Annotated in this window: 19 protein-coding genes and 1 tRNA gene; 11 read left to right on the top strand and 9 right to left on the bottom strand. The window is 65.3% G+C overall.

What is annotated here, in order from left to right; all coding sequences use genetic code 11:
• Positions 1–4: 4 nt before the first annotated feature.
• Entirely contained in the window at positions 5–2065 is a 2061-nt protein-coding gene (locus SPMU_RS00105) for a S9 family peptidase (protein WP_088330731.1), read from the bottom strand.
• Positions 2066–2333: 268 nt separating this feature from the next.
• Between SPMU_RS00105 and SPMU_RS00100 the strand changes: the two genes are divergently transcribed.
• Positions 2334–3263, top strand: a complete 930-nt coding sequence (locus tag SPMU_RS00100; protein WP_088330729.1) for a DUF808 domain-containing protein — start codon at positions 2334–2336, stop codon at positions 3261–3263.
• Positions 3264–3352: 89 nt separating this feature from the next.
• Here SPMU_RS00100 and SPMU_RS00095 read toward each other — a convergent pair whose 3' ends face one another.
• Positions 3353–4273 (bottom strand): ABC transporter ATP-binding protein, encoded by a 921-nt coding sequence (locus SPMU_RS00095; RefSeq protein WP_088330727.1) that lies wholly within the window; start codon positions 4271–4273, stop codon positions 3353–3355.
• A 79-nt stretch (positions 4274–4352) separates the two neighbouring features.
• Between SPMU_RS00095 and SPMU_RS00090 the strand changes: the two genes are divergently transcribed.
• Positions 4353–4583, top strand: coding sequence for a zinc-finger domain-containing protein (locus SPMU_RS00090; protein ID WP_088330725.1), 231 nt, complete (start codon positions 4353–4355; stop codon positions 4581–4583).
• A 159-nt stretch (positions 4584–4742) separates the two neighbouring features.
• Entirely contained in the window at positions 4743–6167 is a 1425-nt protein-coding gene (gene tldD, locus SPMU_RS00085) for a metalloprotease TldD (RefSeq protein WP_088330723.1), read from the top strand.
• Between the two features lie 7 nt (positions 6168–6174).
• Here tldD and SPMU_RS00080 read toward each other — a convergent pair whose 3' ends face one another.
• Together SPMU_RS00080 and SPMU_RS00075 are read right to left on the bottom strand one after the other, a co-directional pair.
• A complete protein-coding gene (locus SPMU_RS00080; RefSeq protein WP_088330721.1) occupies positions 6175–6471 on the bottom strand; it encodes a CcdB family protein in 297 nt (98 codons plus the stop codon).
• Positions 6471–6698: a type II toxin-antitoxin system CcdA family antitoxin gene (locus SPMU_RS00075; protein WP_245832634.1), complete on the bottom strand. Its 228-nt coding sequence runs from the start codon at positions 6696–6698 to the stop codon at positions 6471–6473. Before SPMU_RS00075 ends, SPMU_RS00080 begins: the two co-directional genes overlap by 1 nt.
• 71 nt (positions 6699–6769) lie before the next feature.
• Here SPMU_RS00075 and SPMU_RS00070 point away from each other — a divergent pair, with 71 nt between their 5' ends.
• The 4 genes from SPMU_RS00070 (at position 6770) to SPMU_RS00055 (ending at position 9407) form a co-directional block, all read left to right on the top strand.
• Positions 6770–7324: a pyridoxamine 5'-phosphate oxidase family protein gene (locus SPMU_RS00070; RefSeq protein ID WP_088330717.1), complete on the top strand. Its 555-nt coding sequence runs from the start codon at positions 6770–6772 to the stop codon at positions 7322–7324.
• 43 nt (positions 7325–7367) lie between these two features.
• Positions 7368–7568, top strand: a complete 201-nt coding sequence (locus SPMU_RS00065) for a putative signal transducing protein (RefSeq protein ID WP_088330715.1) — start codon at positions 7368–7370, stop codon at positions 7566–7568.
• Between the two features lie 132 nt (positions 7569–7700).
• Positions 7701–8039 carry a P-II family nitrogen regulator gene (locus SPMU_RS00060; protein WP_088330713.1) on the top strand — a complete coding sequence of 113 codons (339 nt, stop codon included), beginning with the start codon at positions 7701–7703 and terminating at the stop codon, positions 8037–8039.
• 12 nt (positions 8040–8051) lie between these two features.
• Positions 8052–9407, top strand: coding sequence for an ammonium transporter (locus tag SPMU_RS00055; RefSeq protein ID WP_088330711.1), 1356 nt, complete (start codon positions 8052–8054; stop codon positions 9405–9407).
• Positions 9408–9585: 178 nt separating this feature from the next.
• Here SPMU_RS00055 and SPMU_RS00050 read toward each other — a convergent pair whose 3' ends face one another.
• The 4 genes from SPMU_RS00050 to SPMU_RS00035 form a co-directional block, all read right to left on the bottom strand.
• The gene (locus SPMU_RS00050) at positions 9586–10656 is read right to left on the bottom strand and encodes a retropepsin-like aspartic protease (RefSeq protein WP_245832633.1); all 1071 of its coding nucleotides are present in this window, start codon (positions 10654–10656) and stop codon (positions 9586–9588) included.
• Positions 10657–10739: 83 nt separating this feature from the next.
• Positions 10740–10946 (bottom strand): hypothetical protein, encoded by a 207-nt coding sequence (locus SPMU_RS00045; protein WP_245832632.1) that lies wholly within the window; start codon positions 10944–10946, stop codon positions 10740–10742.
• Positions 10947–11116: 170 nt separating this feature from the next.
• Positions 11117–13528, bottom strand: a complete 2412-nt coding sequence (locus tag SPMU_RS00040) for a ligase-associated DNA damage response DEXH box helicase (protein ID WP_088330709.1) — start codon at positions 13526–13528, stop codon at positions 11117–11119.
• Between the two features lie 196 nt (positions 13529–13724).
• Positions 13725–13913: an LPXTG cell wall anchor domain-containing protein gene (locus tag SPMU_RS00035; protein ID WP_088330707.1), complete on the bottom strand. Its 189-nt coding sequence runs from the start codon at positions 13911–13913 to the stop codon at positions 13725–13727.
• Positions 13914–13987: 74 nt separating this feature from the next.
• Here SPMU_RS00035 and SPMU_RS00030 point away from each other — a divergent pair, with 74 nt between their 5' ends.
• Positions 13988–14986, top strand: a complete 999-nt coding sequence (locus SPMU_RS00030; RefSeq protein WP_088333050.1) for a ligase-associated DNA damage response exonuclease — start codon at positions 13988–13990, stop codon at positions 14984–14986.
• 85 nt (positions 14987–15071) lie between these two features.
• Entirely contained in the window at positions 15072–16199 is a 1128-nt protein-coding gene (locus SPMU_RS00025; protein ID WP_088330705.1) for a tetratricopeptide repeat protein, read from the top strand.
• 1 nt (position 16200) lies between these two features.
• On the opposite strand, the gene SPMU_RS00020 is transcribed toward SPMU_RS00025, so the two are convergent.
• The gene (locus SPMU_RS00020) at positions 16201–17124 is read right to left on the bottom strand and encodes a peptidylprolyl isomerase (protein ID WP_088330703.1); all 924 of its coding nucleotides are present in this window, start codon (positions 17122–17124) and stop codon (positions 16201–16203) included.
• A gap of 94 nt (positions 17125–17218) precedes the next feature.
• Here SPMU_RS00020 and SPMU_RS00015 point away from each other — a divergent pair.
• Both SPMU_RS00015 and SPMU_RS00005 read left to right on the top strand, forming a co-directional pair.
• A tRNA-Ser gene (locus SPMU_RS00015) sits at positions 17219–17309 on the top strand.
• 711 nt (positions 17310–18020) lie between these two features.
• Positions 18021–18295, top strand: a 275-nt coding sequence (locus SPMU_RS00005; protein WP_169715593.1) for a ParB/Srx family N-terminal domain-containing protein, incomplete at its 3' end; no start/stop codon positions are given.

Below are 18295 nucleotides of genomic sequence, written 5' to 3'. Positions count from 1 at the left end.
ACCCTCACCCTTCCACCCCGAGCTGCCACAGCACGAAGGCATGTTCCTCCGCCGCCTCGCGCAGGCTTTCGAAACGGCCGGACTTGCCGCCGTGGCCGGCGCCCATGTTGGTCTTCAGCAGCAGGACATTGTTGTCCGTCTTGGTCGCGCGCAGCTTCGCCGCCCATTTCGCCGGCTCCCAATAGGTGACGCGCGGATCGTTGAGGCCGCCGGAAATGAACAAGGGCGGGTAATCCTGCGCGCGGACATTGTCATAGGGGCTGTAGCTGCGGATTAGCTGAAACGCAGCGGGATCGGTGATCGGATTGCCCCATTCCGGCCATTCGCCGGGCGTGAGCGGCAGGCTTTCGTCCATCATCGTATTGAGCACGTCGACGAACGGCACGTCAGCAATCACCGCGCCCCACAGTTCAGGATCGGAATTGACCACCGCGCCCATCAGCTCGCCGCCAGCCGAGCGGCCCGCGATTGCGATCCGCCCTTCGCTGGTCCAGCGCTGCGCAATCAGCCCGCGCGCGACGTCCACGAAATCGTTGAACGTGTTGGTACGCTTCTCGAGCTTGCCGTCATGATACCATTGTTGGCCAAGATCATCACCGCCGCGGATGTGGGCAATGGCGTAGGCGAAGCCGCGATCGAGCAGCGATAGGCGCCCGGTCGAGAAGCCCGGCGGGATGGCGTGGCCGTAGGCGCCATAGGCGTAGAGGAACAGCGGCCGGCTGCCGTCCTTCGGGAAGTCTGCGGGGTAAACGATCGAGACGGGCACCTGCGTGCCGTCACGTGCGGTGATGTGCAGCCGCTCGGTACGGTACTTACCCGCGTCATAGCCGGACGGGATCTCCTGCACCTTCAGCGTCGTCAGCGTGCCCGTCGCGGTGTCGTAATCATAAACGGTGCCGGGCGTGACCATCGATTCGTAGCCGATCCGCAGCACGGTCTGCCCATGCTCGGGATTGTCGCCGAGGCCAGCGGCATAGCTTGCTTCCGGGAAGGCGATGCGCTCGCCTCGGGTCGGCGCATCGTAGCGGTGGATCGCCACCTGATCGAGCCCGTCCTCGCGCCCTTCGACGACAAAGAAGTCACGATAGCATTCGACCCCCGTCATGTAGAAATGCTGCGATGGGCCGATCAGCTCGGTCCACTCGCCCGGCGCACTGATCGGCGCAGTGACGAGGCGCCACATCGGGTTCACGTCATTGGTGTGGATGAACAAGGTGTCGCCGTGAGTATCCACATCATATTCGCGACCGGGCTGGCGCGGGGCGACGAGGATCGGTTCGGCGAGCGGATCGGTGGCGGGATAGAGCCGCACCTCGCTCGTCACATGATCGCCGGTTGCGATCACGATCCAGCGCCGGTCGCTCGTTTCGGAGACGGAAACGCGATAGCCCTCGTCATCCTCATGGTAGAGCTCCACGTCCTCGGCGGGGTCGGTGCCGAGCCGATGCAGGCGGGCGTTGTCCGTTCGCCATTCCTTGTTGGCGAGGCCATAAAGGAAGCCGCTGTCGTCAGCGGTCCACACGATGTCTGACAGCATGCCCGGGATCGTGTCGGGCAGCAGCGCTCCGGTGGCGAGGTCCTTCACATGGATGGTGAAGCGTTCAGAGCCATTGTCGTCGATGGCATAGGCAAGCTTGCTGCCGTCGTTCGACACCGCAAAGGCGCCGAGCCGGAAATATTCCTTGCCCTCCGCCAAGGATGGCTCGTCGAGCAGCAGTTCGTCGGGTCCGCCCGCCACGGGCTTGCGCCACCATTTGCGATACTGGCCGCCGGTCTCGAACGCCGTCCAGTACACCCAGTCGCCGTCCTTCTGCGGCACGGAGGATTCGTCCTCCTTGATGCGCGCCTTCATCTCCTCATACAGCCGATCGACAAGCGGTCTGTGCGGCGCCATCAGCGCTTCGAAATAGGCGTTTTCCTCCTCCAGATAGGCGAGGATCTCCCTGTTCTTCACCTCGGGGTATTCGGGGTCCTTCAGCCAGGCCCAGGGATCGTCGATGGTGACACCGTGCACGGTGAACTGATGCGGCCGGGTGGCGGCGACAGGGATGGTCGGGAGCGTCATGGCTCCTTTGTGGCGACGCTGGGCCGATCTGTCGACCGCTGAGGATTGCAAGAAATGCAATCCAGAAGAACCTTTTTGCACTTGCGATGCACCATGCTGCAGCGCACAAGGATCGGGCCTTTCAGGCATCCTCTCCTAAAAACTTTCATGGCCGATCCGCTCGCGGGTCGGCCCTTTTTTTGTGCCGCGCCCCTGGGAACGAGTCGCTTGCCAGCGCGCTGTGCCTGGGCGATGGCATGGTGGACCATCATCAGGGGGGATTGAACGCATGGCCGGTGGCCTCGTTGCGTTGCTTGACGACATTGCCGCCCTCGCAAAGCTGGCAAGCGCCAGCCTGGACGATGTGGCGGGCGCTTCGGCCAAGGCGGGGTCCAAGGCGGTCGGCGTCGTAATCGACGACACTGCGGTGACGCCGCGCTACCTCACGGGGCTGTCACCGGCGCGCGAACTGCCGATCATCTGGAAGATCGCGCTGGGCTCGCTGCGCAACAAGCTGCTGTTCCTGCTGCCCGCGGCGCTGATCCTGTCGGCTTTCGCGCCGTGGGCGATCACGCCGATCCTGATGGCGGGCGGCGCATACCTCTGCTTCGAAGGCGCGGAAAAGATCATCGAGGCGGTGTCGGGAACGCATCACGGCGAAGAAGCGTGCGAGATCAGTGATCCAAAGCAGCTTGAGGACCGGCAAGTCGCGGGCGCGATTCGCACCGATTTGATCCTGTCCGGCGAAATCATGGCGATCGCGCTCGCCGAACTGGCGGGCCAGACCATTCTCAATCAGGCAGTGGCGCTGGCGCTGGTGGGTCTGGCGATCACTGCTGGTGTCTATGGCCTCGTCGCGCTGATCGTGAAGATGGACGATATCGGCCTGTCGCTGGCCCGGCGATCCGGCGCAGCGGTACAGGGTTTGGGGCGCGCACTGGTAGCGGGCATGCCCGTGGTCTTGAAGGCGCTCAGCATCATCGGCACGGCGGCAATGCTATGGGTTGGCGGGCAGATCATCGTCCACGGGCTGCATGATTTTCACTTGACGCCGATCCCCGGGTGGATCGAGCATGCCGCGGAGGGCGCACGCCACGCGCTGCCGGCGATCGGCGGGGTCGCGTCGTGGGTAACGAACGCCGCATTGTCGGCCGTGTTCGGCATCCTGATCGGCGGGGCAATCGCCGGCCTGCTGCACCTCAAGCCGAGCAAGCACTAAGCCGCAGGCGGCAGCGGCGCCCACGCTACCCGGCGTGCTTGGCGGGAGCATCATCGCCTGGGCGCGATCACGCCCACATTGGATCGGCGCTAGGCTGCGCTGCGCGTCAGGCTGAGGAACACGTCCTCCAGATCCGCCTCACGCGTGGAAACGTCGGCGATCGCGAAGCCCGCAGCCTGCACGGCTGCCAGCACCTGCCCCGCGTTCACCTGATCCTTGGAATACGTGATCGCCAGCGTGCGATCGCCCTTCAGCGCGATCTTCTGGAAGCAAGAGGCCTCCGGAAGCGTGGTCACGTCCCGTTCCACCGTGACTTCGACCACTTTCTCCTGGGCCCGGCTCAGCAGCTGGCGGGTCGGCTCGTTAGCGACCACGGTGCCGTGATTGATGATCGCGATCTGGTCGCACAGCTGCTCGGCTTCTTCGAGGTAGTGAGTCGTCAGCACCACGGTGACGCCGCCGGCATTCAGTTCGCGCACATAGGCCCACAGCTGCTGGCGAAGCTCGATATCGACGCCGGCGGTCGGCTCGTCGAGCACCAGCACAGGCGGCGAGTGCACCATCGCCTTGGCGACCATCAGCCGCCGCTTCATGCCACCAGAGAGGGTGCGGGCATAAGCGTTGGCCTTGTCCTCCAGGTGCACGGCACGCAGCAGCTCCATCGACCGGCGCTGCGCCTTGGAAACGCCGTAGAGCCCGGCCTGGATTTCCAGCGTCTCGATCGGCGTGAAGAACGGATCGAAGAGGATCTCCTGGTTGACGATCCCGATCGCCGCCTTGGCATTGCGCGGATGGGCATCGATGTCGAAGCCCCAGATCGATGCCGAGCCACTGGTCTTGTTCACCAGCCCCGCGAGAATGTTGATCAGCGTCGACTTTCCCGCCCCGTTCGGTCCGAGCAGGCCGAAGATGGTGCCCTGCGGCACATCGAAGCTGACCCCGTCGAGCGCGCGCTTGCCGCCCTGATAGGTCTTGCAGAGATTTCGGATGGCGATCGCGGCGTCTGTCATGGGCGACGGGTTAGGCCTCCGCGCGCGCGAAATCCATGGGGCGATTGATCGCGATCGGCGGCCTTGCTAACGCACCCCCATGTTGCCGCCCCCTCAGATCAGCCGAGTTTCCCAACACCGCGTCGCCTGTGACGGCGCGCATGATGGCCTTCCCGCTGCGCTGGGGCATCCGCGCGTGTGGCTGGAAATCAGCGAGATCGGCTACGTCGATTGCGGTTATTGCGACCGGCGCTTCGTGCTGATCGGCGGCCCGGCTGATGGCGCCGAGCAAAGCGATCTGCGCGATCATGGAGACGGCGCGGGGCGCTGAGCGTCGCCGCTTGCGGCAGATACCATGCTGCCGGGCTGATGCTGGCATTCACGGTGCCGCTGATATCCGGCAGGTAACGTCGCGCGAGGGCGGATGCCGAGGCACGCCCGGCATGACGATGTGATTGCTTGGCGGCGCGAACACCCTACATCTAGCGGCATGACCGCTACTGACCCCCGCTCGTTCCTGTACCGCGACTCGCTTGATCCGGATGCCGCCCGCGCACTGACGGCTGACGCGCTCGGCAAGGCGGACGATGGCGAATTGTACCTCCAGTACAAGAAGTCCGAGGCGTTCGGCTTCGACGACGGACGGCTGAAGACGGCGAGCTACGATACGCATTCGGGCTTCGGCCTGCGCGCCGTGTCGGGCGAGATGACCGCCTTCGCGCACGCGAGCGAATTGTCTGAAGCCGCGATCAAGCGCGCCGCAGAGACGATGCAGCTGATCGACCCATCGACCAGCGCCAAGTCGCCGCCGCCGACGGGCACGAACCAGCGGCTCTATACCGATGGCGATCCGCTCGACCTGGTAACCTTCGCTGACAAGGTGAACCTTTGCCAGACGATCGACGCCGCCGCCCGCGCGCGCGATCCGCGCGTGGCGCAGGTGTCGGTTGGGCTGTCGGGCACGTGGAGCGTGGTGGAGATCGTCCGTCCCGATGGCTTCGTCGCTACCGATGTTCGCCCACTGGTGCGGCTTAACGTCTCGATCGTGGTGGAACAGAACGGCCGGCGCGAGACGGGCACGTTCGGCATCGGGGGCCGCTACCTCTACGAATCGCTGTTTGACGAGAAGACGTGGAACCGTGCAATCGACGAGGCCCTGGCGCAGGCGCTGGTGAACCTCGACTCGGTGGCGGCGCCGGCGGGCGAGTTCACCGTGCTGCTCGGGCCGGGCTGGCCCGGTGTGCTGCTGCACGAGGCGATCGGCCACGGGCTGGAGGGTGACTTCAACCGCAAGGGCACCAGCGCGTTCTCCGGCCGTATTGGCGAGCAGGTAGCGGCGCGCGGCGTGACCGTGGTGGACGATGGCGCGATCCGCGACCGTCGTGGCTCGCTGACGATCGATGATGAAGGCACGCCTACGCGTGAGACGATCCTGATCGAGGACGGCTTCCTCAAGGGCTATATGCAGGATCGCCTCAACGCCCGCCTGATGGGCGTCGAGCCGACGGGCAACGGACGTCGTGAGAGCTTCGCGCATGCACCAATGCCGCGCATGACGAACACGTTCATGAAGGCCGGCAACGACGATCCCGCCGAGCTTCTGTCGCGCGTGAAGAACGGCATCTTCGCCAAATCCTTCGGCGGCGGTCAGGTCGATATCGTCTCGGGCAAGTTCGTCTTTTCCTGCACCGAGGCGTACAAGGTGGAGAACGGCAAGATCGGCGCGCCGATCAAGGGCGCGACGCTGATCGGCGACGGGCCGACCGTGCTCACCAAGGTGCTGGGCGTCGGCAACGACTTCGCGCTCGACGAGGGCGTGGGCATGTGCGGCAAGGGCGGGCAGAGCGTGCCCGCCGGCGTTGGTCAGCCAACGCTGCTGGTTGGCGGACTCACGGTGGGCGGCACGGCGGCCTGATTGGCCGTCAGAAGCCGGAGATCAGCATATCGAGAGCATTGCTGATCTCATAGTCGTGCTGATCCAGCCGACACAGTTGGTGACGCAATTCGCTGATTGGCAAGGCAGCGGCGAACTGCGTCACCATCACGACTTCCTGTGCATCAACGACGAAGCGCGGGTTTAGCCGGGCGGCCGGCAGGGGCGCGTTCGCAAGCGGCATTAGTGGCACCGCCAGTCGCGTGTTCAGGTGACTGAGCGAGTTCGACTGGCAATCCAGCGCAAGCCACCCCTCGGACGTGCGGAAGACATCGAATTTCGCCATCAGAACGGACGATGCTTCGCGAAGGGAAGACCGTTCCTCTCGACCCACCTATTGGAAGAGTCGAGCGCCGCGTGGTTTTCCTCGTGCCAGCGCCGCTCGTTCTCGTGCCGGATCGCCTCGATCAGTCCCGCTTCACTGACCTTCGACAGGTTGAGCCCTGCGTCGCGAGCCGCCTGGACGATCCCAGTGTCGATGGTGACGTTGAGCGGCTTACGCTTGCCCGACATAAGGTTATCATGCTTCATACGCGCATAAACTATGCGCGTGCGCATAACACGTCAACGAGAGGAGCGCCGTCATGGCCGAGTTCTTCCCCGCCCTCACCGACGCGCATCGGGAGTTCATCGCGCGCCAGCCGGTGTTCTTCGTTGCCACGGCAGCGCAGGGAACGCGGATCAACCTGAGCCCTAAGGGGATGGACAGCTTTCGCGTGCTGGATGACCGCACTGTCGCCTATCTCGACGTGGTCGGCTCAGGGAACGAGACCAATGCGCATCTGCTCGCCGACGGGCGCATCACCATCATGTTCTGCGCCTTTGACCAGCCCGCGCTGATCTTCCGCATCTATGGTCGCGGACGCGCCGTGCTGCCGCAGGATGCGGAATGGGCGGCGCTCCATGCGCGGTTCACGCCGCTGCCGGGCACGCGGCAGATCTTCGTCGTCGCGATCGATCAGGTGCAGACGTCGTGCGGCTGGGGCGTGCCGCAGATGACGCTGGAGCGCCCGCGCGAGACGCTGAACAAATATAACGCCAAGTATAGCGACGAAGAGCGTCTCGATTATTGGCGTGCGGCCGAGGGCAAGAGCATCGACGGGTTGCCGACGCGGCTGCCGGAGGCCCTGCCCGGCTAACCCACCCCTGGCACGAAAGCCGACCTCTGCTCGTTATGCCTGCATGAGCCTCGTCGAACTCGGCCGCTACGATCGCAATCTTGCCAATATTCTGGTCGGGCGATTGGAAAGCGAGGGCATCCCCGCGCTCGCGTTCGATGCGGGGGCTTCTATTGCCGACGGTAGTTGGCTCCTCATTCCCGTACGCGTGATGGTGGACGAAGACGACTTTTCTCGTGCCCGTCAGGTCGCCGACGATGCCTGATTATTGAGCAGCGGCTCGCATCTGCACAAAAACTGACGCGCCCAGGCGGTCGTTACGGCCGTGTTTTCGCCTGAACGTCAATTGGCACGAGCGTTGCGAAGCCTGTTTCCGGGACAACGGGAAGGGGGCGCGATGAAACTGGTCATAGCCATCATCAAGCCGTTCAAACTGGACGAGGTGAGAGAAGCGCTCACCACGATCGGCGTGGCGGGGATGACGGTCACCGAGGTCAAGGGGTTCGGGCGGCAGAAGGGCCAGACCGAAATCTATCGCGGGGCCGAATACAGCACCAACATGGTGCCCAAGATCAAGATCGAGGTCGTCTGCGCCGCCGGCCTGGCGGACCGGGTCGTGGAGGCGATCCAGTCCTCGGCGAACACCGGCGCGATCGGCGACGGCAAGATCTTCGTCCTCGATGTCGGCCAAGCCGTGCGCATCCGCACCGGCGAAACCGACGACACGGCGCTCTGAGGGGGGATGAGCATGAAGCAAGCGTTCAAAATTGCCGGCGCCCTCGGGCTCGGCGCCGCGATGACGGCGGCGCTGCCGGCCTGGGCACAGGACGGCGCATTGCAGGCGGCCGGGGGGCCAGCCGCCGCGACCGTTAACAAGGGCGACACCGCGTGGATGATGATGTCCACCGTGCTTGTCATGACCATGATCGTACCGGGTCTGGCGCTGTTCTACGGCGGGCTCGTCCGGACCAAGAACATGCTGTCGGTGCTGACGCAGATCCTTGCGGTCGCCAGCTTCGCGATGATCATCTGGGTGATCTACGGCTACACCATGGCATTTGGCGATGGCGGCAACGCCTTCATCTCCGGCTTCGGCAAGCTGTTCCTCGCCGGTGTGACGCCCGACTCGACATCAGCCACCTTCACCGATGGCGTGGTCATCCCCGAATATGTCTTCATCGCCTTCCAGATGACCTTTGCGGCGATCACGGTGAGCCTCGTCATCGGCGGCTTGGTGGAGCGCATGAAGTTTGCCGGGCTGATAGTCTTCGCGCTCATCTGGCTGACGATCGTCTATTTCCCGATCGCGCACATGGTTTGGGCGGGCAACGGCCTCCTCTTCAACTGGGAGCCGGCGGCGCTCGACTTCGCGGGCGGCACGGTGGTGCACATCAACGCCGGCATCTCGGCGCTGGTCGGCGCGATCATCCTTGGGCCGCGGCTTGGGTACAAGAAGGACATCATGGCCCCGCACTCGCTGGTCATGACGTTGATCGGCACTGGCCTTCTGTGGGTAGGCTGGTTCGGCTTCAACGCCGGCTCGGCGCTTGAAGCCAATGGCTCGGCCGCGCTGGCGATGATCAACACCTTTGTCGCGACCGCCGCTGGCGTCCTGTTCTGGATGCTGACCGAGCGGATGCTGGGCCACAAGAGCTCGCTGCTGGGCGCATGCTCCGGTGCGATCGCCGGCCTCGTTGCGGTGACGCCGGCGGCCGGCAATGCGGGGCCGTTCGGTGCCATCCTGCTCGGCGCGATCGCTGCGATCGTCTGCGCCTTCTTCGTGGTGTCGGTGAAGCCCAAGCTCAACCTGGACGACTCGCTCGATGCGTTCGGCATCCACGGCCTGGGCGGCATCGTCGGCTCGATCGGCACTGCCTTTACCATGCTGCCGGGCCTCGGTGGCCCTGGGGCGGCGGACTATGCGCTCGGGCCGCAGCTCGTGACCCAGGTGGTTGCGGTGGTGATCTCGGTGGTCTGGGCAGCGGTTGGTTCGGGCATCGCCTTCACCGTCGCCAAGGCAACGACGGGGCTGCGCGTCAGCGAAGAGGTGGAGCGCGAAGGCCTCGACCTCGGTGAGCATGGCGAGCGCGCCTACAATTATTGACGAGATTGGGGCCGGCCAAGGCCGGTCTCCAAACGATGTTCCTCCTGCGGACGCACTAAGGCCCGGTACGAAAGTGCCGGGCCTCTTTTTATGATCAAGTGGCCTCGGGCACACTACGGCTGGCCTGGGTGCGGCCGCCTGGCGGCGCAAAATGGCCTTGAATGACGGGTGGCCGGCCTCAGCCGCGCCGAACGCCATTGCGCGGGAGGCTCAGCCGCAGTTCGCGATTCGCGAAATCGATCTGGACGCGGGTGAAAAGCTTCAGCACATCCATGCCCAGCATGATCGCCGGCTTGTTTTCCAGACCAAAGGCGCGGAACGGCGGCGCATCGGCGAATGCCACCGGCATGTCGTGGATCTCGGCGTCGCCGATCTTCACGAGGCCGACCGTGCCGTAGTCGGCGACCAGCTGCCCGCCCGTTACGCTGACAAGCGTGATCGGCGTCACCTTGCCGCGCTTCGCCAGCCGCTTGCGCAGCGCGAGATTGCCCATCGACACGACGCTACCGGTGTCGAGGATCACGCGCACCCGCTCCCCGCCGACCCGCGCGTCGGTGACGACGAGCTGGCCGAACAGGCTGCGCGCCTGGATCACGATTTCGTCGGGCGCGCGGCGCACCCGCTCGCCGCGCTTGCGCGCCGGCGTCACGGTCATGTGCTGGTTGTCGAAATCAATCAACAGTGCGTGCCCCTGCAACGCATCGATGCCCAGCATGCCGGGCGCGCCGAGATGCGCCGCGGCCAGCGCCGGCGCCTCGATCCGCTCGCCGCCCAAGGTGCTGACCGAGATGGAGGGGATGACGACCGTGCCGACGTCCTGTGTGCCCGTCATGCCGGTGAGCCGAACCATCCGCCCGCCGGGCAGCCCGAGCTTCCCCGCAAGCTCCCGGCTGATCACCGTGCGCTGCGCGCCGGTATCGATGATAAACTGGAACGGCCCGGCACCAGCGATCTGCACCGGCACCGTCATGCGCGGGCCGTCAACGCCGAACGCGAGCTGATCCGACAGCGCGGCCTCGCCCGTGTCCGTGACGGGCGCTGGCGGCGCCACCGGCTGCTGCGGCACGGAATTCGCGAGCAGCGCGAGACAAGGGAGAGCAAACAAGCGGCGCATGACCGAACGAAGCGCCCGATCCGGACCTTTGTCAATGGCGGGCGTGTTGCCGGCGTGCCATGCGCTGTCGTTCGGTTGCCTGTTCATGCCGCGCACGTCGCCGCGAACGAAGCATGGCGTGGAGCGATCAAGCATGCGGGCCCCAGCGACTCAGGGGCGGACGCCCGAGATCGCTCGGTTGCGTCCCCTCACCTTGACCAGCCGAACCCGCGATAGGGTTAATGTTGGCGCTTTTCAGGCGGCACGTCTTGCCGAATGCTATTGGTCGCGGGGCGGGGCTGATGGGGCTCGCCGTACGCTCGATCGAGATAATAACCGGCCAACGTGTAGTGCGCTTGCACAGCGGCGGGTTGCTGCGAACGCTGCGCCATCTTCAGCTCCGCTTCCGCTCGCATGAAGCAATATTCCTGATCGCTCATCGACATGCTGCCCTCCTGTCAGTCGTGAGCTAACGAGATGCAAAGAACGGTGTCGATCACCTAGGTTATCGCCGCCGCAAGAACCTGTAATCATAGGTTGGTCTTCGGGAAGAAGGCGCCGAGGAGGTAAGCGCTAAATGCGCCGGCCGGATTTCCTTCCGATATTACCTACCGACCTAGTCCAGCCGCATCGCCTCGCCGGCCAGCGCTTCTGCCTCGATCAGCAAAGCGTCGTCTGCGCTGCCGGTGCTGACGCGTTCGCGGCCGATCAGGACCAGCACGGGTACTGCAAGCGGGGAGACACGGGCCAAGTCTACGTGAAGCATCGTGCCGGCAGCGCGCGCGAGGAGATCGGCGAGGCGGCCGACGTCTGTCATGCGGGCGCGGGCGTCGGCCCAGGCGGCCTCGAGCAGAATATGGCCGGGCTCGTATTTGCGCAGCACGTCGTAGATGAGGTCGGTGGAGAAGGTGACTTGCTTGCCCGTCTTGCGCTTGCCGGGGTGCTGGCGCTCGACGAGGCCGCCGATGACGGCGACTTCGCGAAAGGCGCGTTTCAGCAAGTGCGACTGCTGCACCCAATCGACGAATTCATGCTCCAGAATGTCGGAGGAGAAGAGCGCGGCGGGATCGGTGACGGGGTCGATCGAATAGGTGGCGATGGCGTAATCGTTGGCGACGAAACCGAGTGGCTTCAGCCCGGCCGTCTCCATCCGCCGGGTGATCAGCATGCCGAGCGACTGGTGCGCGTTCCACCCCTCGAAACTATACGCCACCATGTAGTTGCGGCCTTCGCGCGGAAAGGTTTCGACCAGCAGCTGGTCGGGGCGCGGGAGGGCGGAGCGTCTGCCCTGGATCTCCAGCCATTCGCGCACGTCGTCGGGGAAGCGCGACCATTCGGCCGGCGTGTTGAGGAAGCGGCGCACGCGATCGGCGAGATTGGTGGAGAGCGGCATGCGGCTGCCGCCATAGGTGGGGATCCGCGCGGGGCGCGCGGTGGCGCGGACGATCAGATCCTCGGTATCAATCTTCTCGACCTCAAGGCTCATACCCGCGAAGAAGAAGGTGTCGCCGTGGCTGAGCGTGGAGGCGAACGCTTCCTCCACCTTGCCGAGCGCGCGGCCATTGCGGAAGCGGACCTTGAGCATGGTCGCCTCGACGATGATGCCGGCGTTGAGGCGGTGCTGCGCGATGAACTTGGGGTGGCTGACGCGCCAGAGACCGTCGTCGTCCTGTGTCAGCCGCTTGAAGCGATCATAGGCGCGAAGTGAGTAGCCGCCGTCGCGGATGAAGCCGAGCACCTTGTCGAACAATTCGTCCGTCAGCGCCGAATAGGGCAGCGCCGAGCGGATCTCGTCAAGGATCGCCTGCTGATCGAACGGGGCGGCGCAGGCACAGGCCATCAGGTGCTGCGCCAGCACATCGAGCGCGCCCAGGCGGAATATGTCGGTGTCGAGCTCGCCGGCCTCCACCGCGTCGAGCGCGGCGCGCGCCTCGAGATATTCGAAGCGGTTGCCGGGGACGACGATCGCTTCCGACGGCTCGTCGAGGCGGTGATTGCTGCGGCCGATGCGCTGGAGCAGACGCGAGGAGCCCTTGGGAGCGCCCATCTGGATGACGCAATCGACATCGCCCCAATCGACGCCGAGATCGAGGCTGGCGGTGGCGACCAATGCGCGCAGGCGGCCATCCGCCATCGCTGCCTCCACCTTGCGCCGCGCCTCTTTCTCCAGGCTGCCGTGATGAATGCCGATCGGCAGCTGCATGGCGTTTTCCTTCCAGAGATCCTGGAAGATCAGCTCGGCGAGGCTGCGGGTGTTGCAGAAGACGATGGTGGTCTTGTGCGTCTCGATCTCCGCCATCACCTGCGCCGCGGCATAGCGGCCGGAATGGCCGGCCCAAGGCACGCGATCCTCGGGCAAGAGGATATCGATATTGGGATCGACGCCGGTTTCGCCCTGAACGAGGGTGACGCGTTCGATATCGCCGTCGGGCGCGAGCCAGGCGCGATAGCCGTCGGGATCGGCGACGGTGGCTGACAAAGCGACGCGGCGCATGGCGGGCGCGATTGCTTGAAGGCGGGCCATGCACAGCGACAGGAGATCGCCGCGCTTGCCGGTGGCGAAGGCGTGGACCTCGTCGATCACGATCGTCCGGAGGCCTGCGAACATCGTGAAGCTGTCGGGGTAGGTCAACAGCAGCGAGAGCGACTCCGGCGTGGTGAGCAGGATCTGCGGCGGCTTCACTCGCTGGCGCGCCTTGCGATCCGACGGAGTATCCCCGGTGCGCGTTTCGACGCGGATGTCGACGCCCATCTCCTCGACCGGGGTGACGAGGTTGCGCTGGATGTCGACCGCCAGCGCCTTCAGTGGCGAGACGTAGAGGGTGTGCAGACCTTCCGTCGGTTGCTCGATCAGCTCGGCCAAGGTGGGGAGAAAGCCAGCCAGCGTCTTGCCCGCGCCCGTTGCGGCGACGAGCAGCGCATGGTGGCCGCCCCTGCCCTCTGCCAGCATATCCAACTGGTGGCGACGCGGCGCCCAGCCCCGCTTGCTGAACCAGTCGGCGAGCTGCGCGGGGAGATCAAGCGTCATCGAGGGGGGATATAGGGGTGCGCTCCGCGAGGCGGAATGGGAGGCAGGAAGATACGTCCCAGCGTACCCTCACGGCCGTCATGCCGAACTTGATTGGGCATCCATCGTGCGACAAGCGGCAGCGTCGCCTGCGGCAAGATGGACCCTGAAACGAGTTCAGGGTAACGGCAGAGAGGGCGTGAGCGGACGAGTTCCCTTACCCGCGCATGGCGTCGTCGCGCGATTGCTCCTTGTAGAGATCATGCGTCGCTTGCTCAGTGCGCGCGTCCTGCGCCGGCGTCGTCTTGTTGCGCAGCTTTGCATAAGCGAGCGCCAGGCCGAGAATGACGAAGCCCGCGATGACGACGAAGGCCCACATGCTGTCGCCGGTTGCCTGATGTTCCATGCCAATCTCTCCTGTGGCGTTTGCGATAGAACGTTGGCGTTGGACGTTTCGATCCGCTCATGCGTATTGCCGGCATGGCGAAGCTCGGCGACTGGCTGGAACCCCATCCGCATGGCATTTATGTCCGCCCGGCCGACGCCTGGGTGGATCCTTCAACCCCGCAGGCGCGCGCGCTGGTGACGCATGGCCATGCCGATCATGCGCGGGGCGGGCACAGCGCCGTCTGGGCGACGCCCGAGACGCTGGCGATCATGGATTGCCGCTATGGCGCGCAGGCCGGCAATCCGGTGAGCTATGGCGAAAGCGTGCGGCTGGGCGAGGTGGAGGCGACCTTCGTGCCGGCCGGCCATGTGCTCGGCTCCGCGCAGATCCTGCTCGAGCATCGCGGCGAGCGCATCGTAGTGTCGGGCGATTACAAGCGCCGGCCCGACCCGACCTGCGCACCATTCGAGCCCGTCGCCTGCGACGTGTTCATTACCGAAGCGACGTTCGGGCTCCCCGTGTTCCGCCATCCCGACACGGGCGACGAGATCGACAAATTGGTCGCGCGGCTGCACGCCAATCCCGATCGCTGCGTGCTGGTCGGTGCTTATGCGTTGGGCAAGGCGCAGCGCGTGATCGCGGAGCTGCGCGCGCGCGGGCACGAGGCGCCGATCTACATCCATGGCGCGCTGCAGCGATTGTGCGACCTTTATGCCGAGCATGGCGTGCGGCTGGGCGAGCTGATCCCGGTGGCGGGCGTGCCCAAGGCGGCGATGGCGGGGCATGTGGTGATGTGCCCGCCGTCCGCGCTTAACGATCGGTGGTCGCGGCGCCTGCCTGACCCGATCACGTCCATGGCGAGCGGCTGGATGCGGGTGCGCCAGCGCGCGCGGCAAAAGCTGGTCGAGTTGCCGCTCATCATGTCCGACCATGCCGATTGGGACGAACTGATCGACACGATCGCGGAGATCGCGCCGCGCGAAGTGTGGGTGACGCATGGCCGCGAGGAGGCGCTGATCCATTGGTGCGCGATGCGGCAGATCAAGGCGCGCGCGCTGGCGCTGGTCGGCTTCGAGGACGAGGACGACTGAGCCGCGGGCGCAGGGCGGGTCGCCGCCGCCGGTTCGTTTGAACGACCCGCGCCGATGGGTTACCATCCGGCGCGGGAGGCGATGATTGCATCAGGCGTTGTTCCGGTCCGATAATCTCCTGGTCCGCCGGTCCGGGGCACGGGGCGGTGCGGTGATCATCACCTTCGGCTCCTACGTCACCGAACCCACGCTGAAGCGCCCCGGCTTTGCCGAGGAGTTCCTCCGCCGTATCGGGATCGATGCCATTCACGTCATCAACCGGCGCAATCGCTGGTACCAGCATCCGGAGCGCGCGGCCGCGCTGGCCGCCGTGGCGGCCGCCGCGCGCGGCTATGACCGGACCATCACTTATGGGTCGAGCATGGGAGGTTATGCCGCCTTGCGCTACGCCGTCGCATGCGGTGCGGACACGGCAATCGCGCTGTCGCCGCAGTTTTCCGCCGACCCGCAGGTGGTGCCATGGGAAACCAGGTGGCAGGCCGATGTTGCCCGGACGCGCTTTGCCGAGCTGCCTTTCGTCGGTGCCGAGCAACAATATGTGTTCTATGATCCGCGGGTCGCGCCCGACGCGCGCCATGCCGCGATGATCGCCGAAGTGGGCGGGGCGATGTGCATTCCCGTCCCCTATGGCGGCCATCCCGTCGGGCCGCTGCTGGTGGAAACGGGCGCGCTCCAGCATGCGATCCGCGCCATCGTTGCGGGCACGTTCGATCCCGTCAGCGTCCGCCAGCATATCCGCCGCGAGCGGCACCGGTCACAGCACCAGCATTTCGCGCTGGCGCGCCATTGCGCCGCGCGGCACCCGGAAACGGCGCTCCGCTTGCTGGAGCGCGCGGCCGAGATCGAGCCCGAATCGCATATCCTGAGCGCGCGGGCGGTGTTGCTCGATACGCTTGGCCGATCGCACGAGGCTGCGCCGCTTCACCTTGCCGCGCTACGCCGTACCCCTGGCAACACGCACGCGCGGATCAGCTTTGCCATGCACCAGGAGATCATGGGCGACCCCGCCGGCGCGGCGCGAAGCCTGCGCGAAGCCGCCACTGGCCGAAGCGGCTCCATGCTGCTGCTGGTGCGGGTGCGGCAGGTGCGCTTGTGGCTGCGGCGGCACCGCTTGCGCGTGATCGATCATTGGCTGGAGCGCGCCATCGCGCGGAGCGCCGGATCGCGGTTTCATGCCAGCATCGTGCGCCGCATCGGCGAGCACGTCAGCTGAACTAACGCAAACGGCGGATCGGCACCGGAAGGTTGCAGATGTCCGCCGCGCCGGCTGGCCGAATGAAAAAGGCGTCCTGGCGATTGGCCCGCGCCGCCGCGTAGCGCGCCCAAGTGGCGGAGCTGGTCGACAGATACGAGAAGCGGGGCTGTTCGCTGGTGGGAAGTTCGCTGGCGAGGCGTATCCGCACAATGGCGACACGCTGCTCCGCGCGGTCATAGAAGCCGAGGCCCAGCGTTCCGCGCGGCAGGCTGGAGAGATGCTCGATGCCCTCGATCACGCGCCCGACCAGCGCGATGTTGCGATCAAGGTGCCGCGGCGCATGGCCGATAACGGCGTAAAGCTCTGCCCCCGTGCCGGTATTGGGCGACACATCGCGGCCGACGCCGACCATGCCGTAGCAATGCACGGGCCAGGCGGCGCCCTGCCCCTGCCCTTCGGCACCCACGGGCCAACTGCGATAGAAGAACGTGGCGGGCGCATAGACATCTGCCGGGCCGACCGTCCGCTCGCCCGCAGCGAGTGCAGCAGTATCGATCGCGTAATCGCGCTCCGATGCGGCGGCGAGCCCGGACGGCAGCGGCTTCTTCTCGGTCGCATCGCCCCATTGCGCGACGTAATTGTCCTGAACGCGATTGATGCTTGTCCCGTCCCACCAATGAGCCGCGGCCAGGCGGCGCACGTTGGCGACCCACGGACGCGCGAACGGCGCCGCGATCAACTGGATCACGATCCGCCTGCTCGCACCCGCGGGCCCAGGCGCAACATCCATGACCAGAAGATCGTCGGGGGCGATCGCGACCCAATCGGTGGCGGGCGCGACGGCAACGATCTCCGTCGGCGATTGCGGATGGGGCGCGGCGCGCCCGCTCGCTTGGGCCGCGGCAGCCTGGGCGAGCAGCAGGGGGAGGAGAAATGCAGTCATCCCCGCAACCTGACGACGCATAATGCGCGAGGCAATGCGCAAACGCTTGCGCCGGGCGCGCGAGAAGCTTAGGGCGCGCTTCTTCCCGGTATGCGGAGCGGTGGCCGAGTGGTCGAAGGCGCTCGCCTGGAAAGTGAGTATACGGCAAAACCGTATCGAGGGTTCGAATCCCTCCCGCTCCGCCACTCAGTCCTAATTATCATATTTCTCCCTGCGAGTTGCTCCTGAAAGGGCGCAGTTCCGCGCGATTTCGCGCGTGCTCCGTACCTGGGAGAGCGCAACCGGGACCGCCGTTGCGGAGAAATTCGGGACTTTTCTCCGGCGCTCTCCGGGGCAGTACGGAATGCCCCAAGCGCCACTTTCCCGCGGACTTTTCGCGACGTTTGCTCTCGTCTCGATCCTCCCCTTCAGCACCTGTCGTCGACCGCAGTTTTCCCTGTTCCAGGCCGATTTACAGGGAATAGTGTCGCCCAATGGGATCTTCGGCTCATCCTGGCTGCAGAAACCCCAGCTTGTCTGCGGCTTCGGCGCTGGAATTCCCGTGAGCCGGAAACAGGGAATTATCCCCGACTAACAAGGAGCGTGAAGACGCCGAACAGGCATCTACTCGAAAGCATCAGTGAATAGCGGCTGCTCACGGTGTTGACGGGTCTAGCCAATTCCGATTGACATAAAATGTCTGCTTAGCTGGTTGTTTTTGTTAGATAATGTTGACGGTCGGCTGCCCTGATGGTAGTAGCGGCCTCGGAGGCAAAGCCCTCCCCCGAGCATCAGAAGCCATTCGGCAGAAGCAGCATGGGATCACAATGATTGCCCTTTTCATCTGATTGGGCAGGCGAGTGGTCGCGCGTTTTTGCCGGTCATCCCGTCTGTCCGTTTTTCCTTGAGGAACTGACATGACGAAGACTGCGACACGCAAGAAAGCTGCTGACCTTCCCGCTGTGCTCGAACAGCGGCTCGGGCCCATCAGTTATCGCCCGCTTGCCGACATTCAGGCCTATGCCGGCAACCCGCGCAAACATGCCGACAAGCAGATCGTGCAGTTGATGGCCTCGATGCGCCACTTCGGCTTTGCGCTGCCGCTGCTGGTCGATGTGCACAATGTGCTCATCTGCGGCCATGCGCGGCTCGAAGCGGCCCGCCGGCTCGGCCTTGATAATGCGCCGGTCTT

This window comes from Sphingomonas mucosissima (assembly GCF_002197665.1).
GTDB classification, from domain to species: Bacteria; Pseudomonadota; Alphaproteobacteria; order Sphingomonadales; family Sphingomonadaceae; genus Sphingomonas; species Sphingomonas mucosissima.
This window is presented reverse-complemented; position numbering and strand designations above follow the sequence as displayed.

Excerpts from the sequence above, each read along its gene's own strand:
- SPMU_RS00040 (WP_088330709.1), bottom strand. The coding sequence starts at position 13,528 with ATGACGCTTGATCTCCCCGCGCAGCTCGCCGACTGGTTCAGCAAGCGG.
- SPMU_RS00065 (WP_088330715.1), top strand. The coding sequence starts at position 7,368 with ATGAGCCTCGTCGAACTCGGCCGCTACGATCGCAATCTTGCCAATATT.
- SPMU_RS00035 (WP_088330707.1), bottom strand. The coding sequence starts at position 13,913 with ATGGAACATCAGGCAACCGGCGACAGCATGTGGGCCTTCGTCGTCATC.
- SPMU_RS00095 (WP_088330727.1), bottom strand. The coding sequence starts at position 4,273 with ATGACAGACGCCGCGATCGCCATCCGAAATCTCTGCAAGACCTATCAG.
- SPMU_RS00020 (WP_088330703.1), bottom strand. The coding sequence starts at position 17,124 with ATGACTGCATTTCTCCTCCCCCTGCTGCTCGCCCAGGCTGCCGCGGCC.
- SPMU_RS00030 (WP_088333050.1), top strand. The coding sequence starts at position 13,988 with ATGGCGAAGCTCGGCGACTGGCTGGAACCCCATCCGCATGGCATTTAT.
- SPMU_RS00070 (WP_088330717.1), top strand. The coding sequence starts at position 6,770 with ATGGCCGAGTTCTTCCCCGCCCTCACCGACGCGCATCGGGAGTTCATC.
- SPMU_RS00080 (WP_088330721.1), bottom strand. The coding sequence starts at position 6,471 with ATGGCGAAATTCGATGTCTTCCGCACGTCCGAGGGGTGGCTTGCGCTG.
- SPMU_RS00055 (WP_088330711.1), top strand. The coding sequence starts at position 8,052 with ATGAAGCAAGCGTTCAAAATTGCCGGCGCCCTCGGGCTCGGCGCCGCG.
- SPMU_RS00075 (WP_245832634.1), bottom strand. The coding sequence starts at position 6,698 with ATGTCGGGCAAGCGTAAGCCGCTCAACGTCACCATCGACACTGGGATC.
- tldD (WP_088330723.1), top strand. The coding sequence starts at position 4,743 with ATGACCGCTACTGACCCCCGCTCGTTCCTGTACCGCGACTCGCTTGAT.
- SPMU_RS00090 (WP_088330725.1), top strand. The coding sequence starts at position 4,353 with ATGTTGCCGCCCCCTCAGATCAGCCGAGTTTCCCAACACCGCGTCGCC.
- SPMU_RS00050 (WP_245832633.1), bottom strand. The coding sequence starts at position 10,656 with ATGCTTGATCGCTCCACGCCATGCTTCGTTCGCGGCGACGTGCGCGGC.
- SPMU_RS00060 (WP_088330713.1), top strand. The coding sequence starts at position 7,701 with ATGAAACTGGTCATAGCCATCATCAAGCCGTTCAAACTGGACGAGGTG.
- SPMU_RS00105 (WP_088330731.1), bottom strand. The coding sequence starts at position 2,065 with ATGACGCTCCCGACCATCCCTGTCGCCGCCACCCGGCCGCATCAGTTC.
- SPMU_RS00045 (WP_245832632.1), bottom strand. The coding sequence starts at position 10,946 with ATGTCGATGAGCGATCAGGAATATTGCTTCATGCGAGCGGAAGCGGAG.
- SPMU_RS00100 (WP_088330729.1), top strand. The coding sequence starts at position 2,334 with ATGGCCGGTGGCCTCGTTGCGTTGCTTGACGACATTGCCGCCCTCGCA.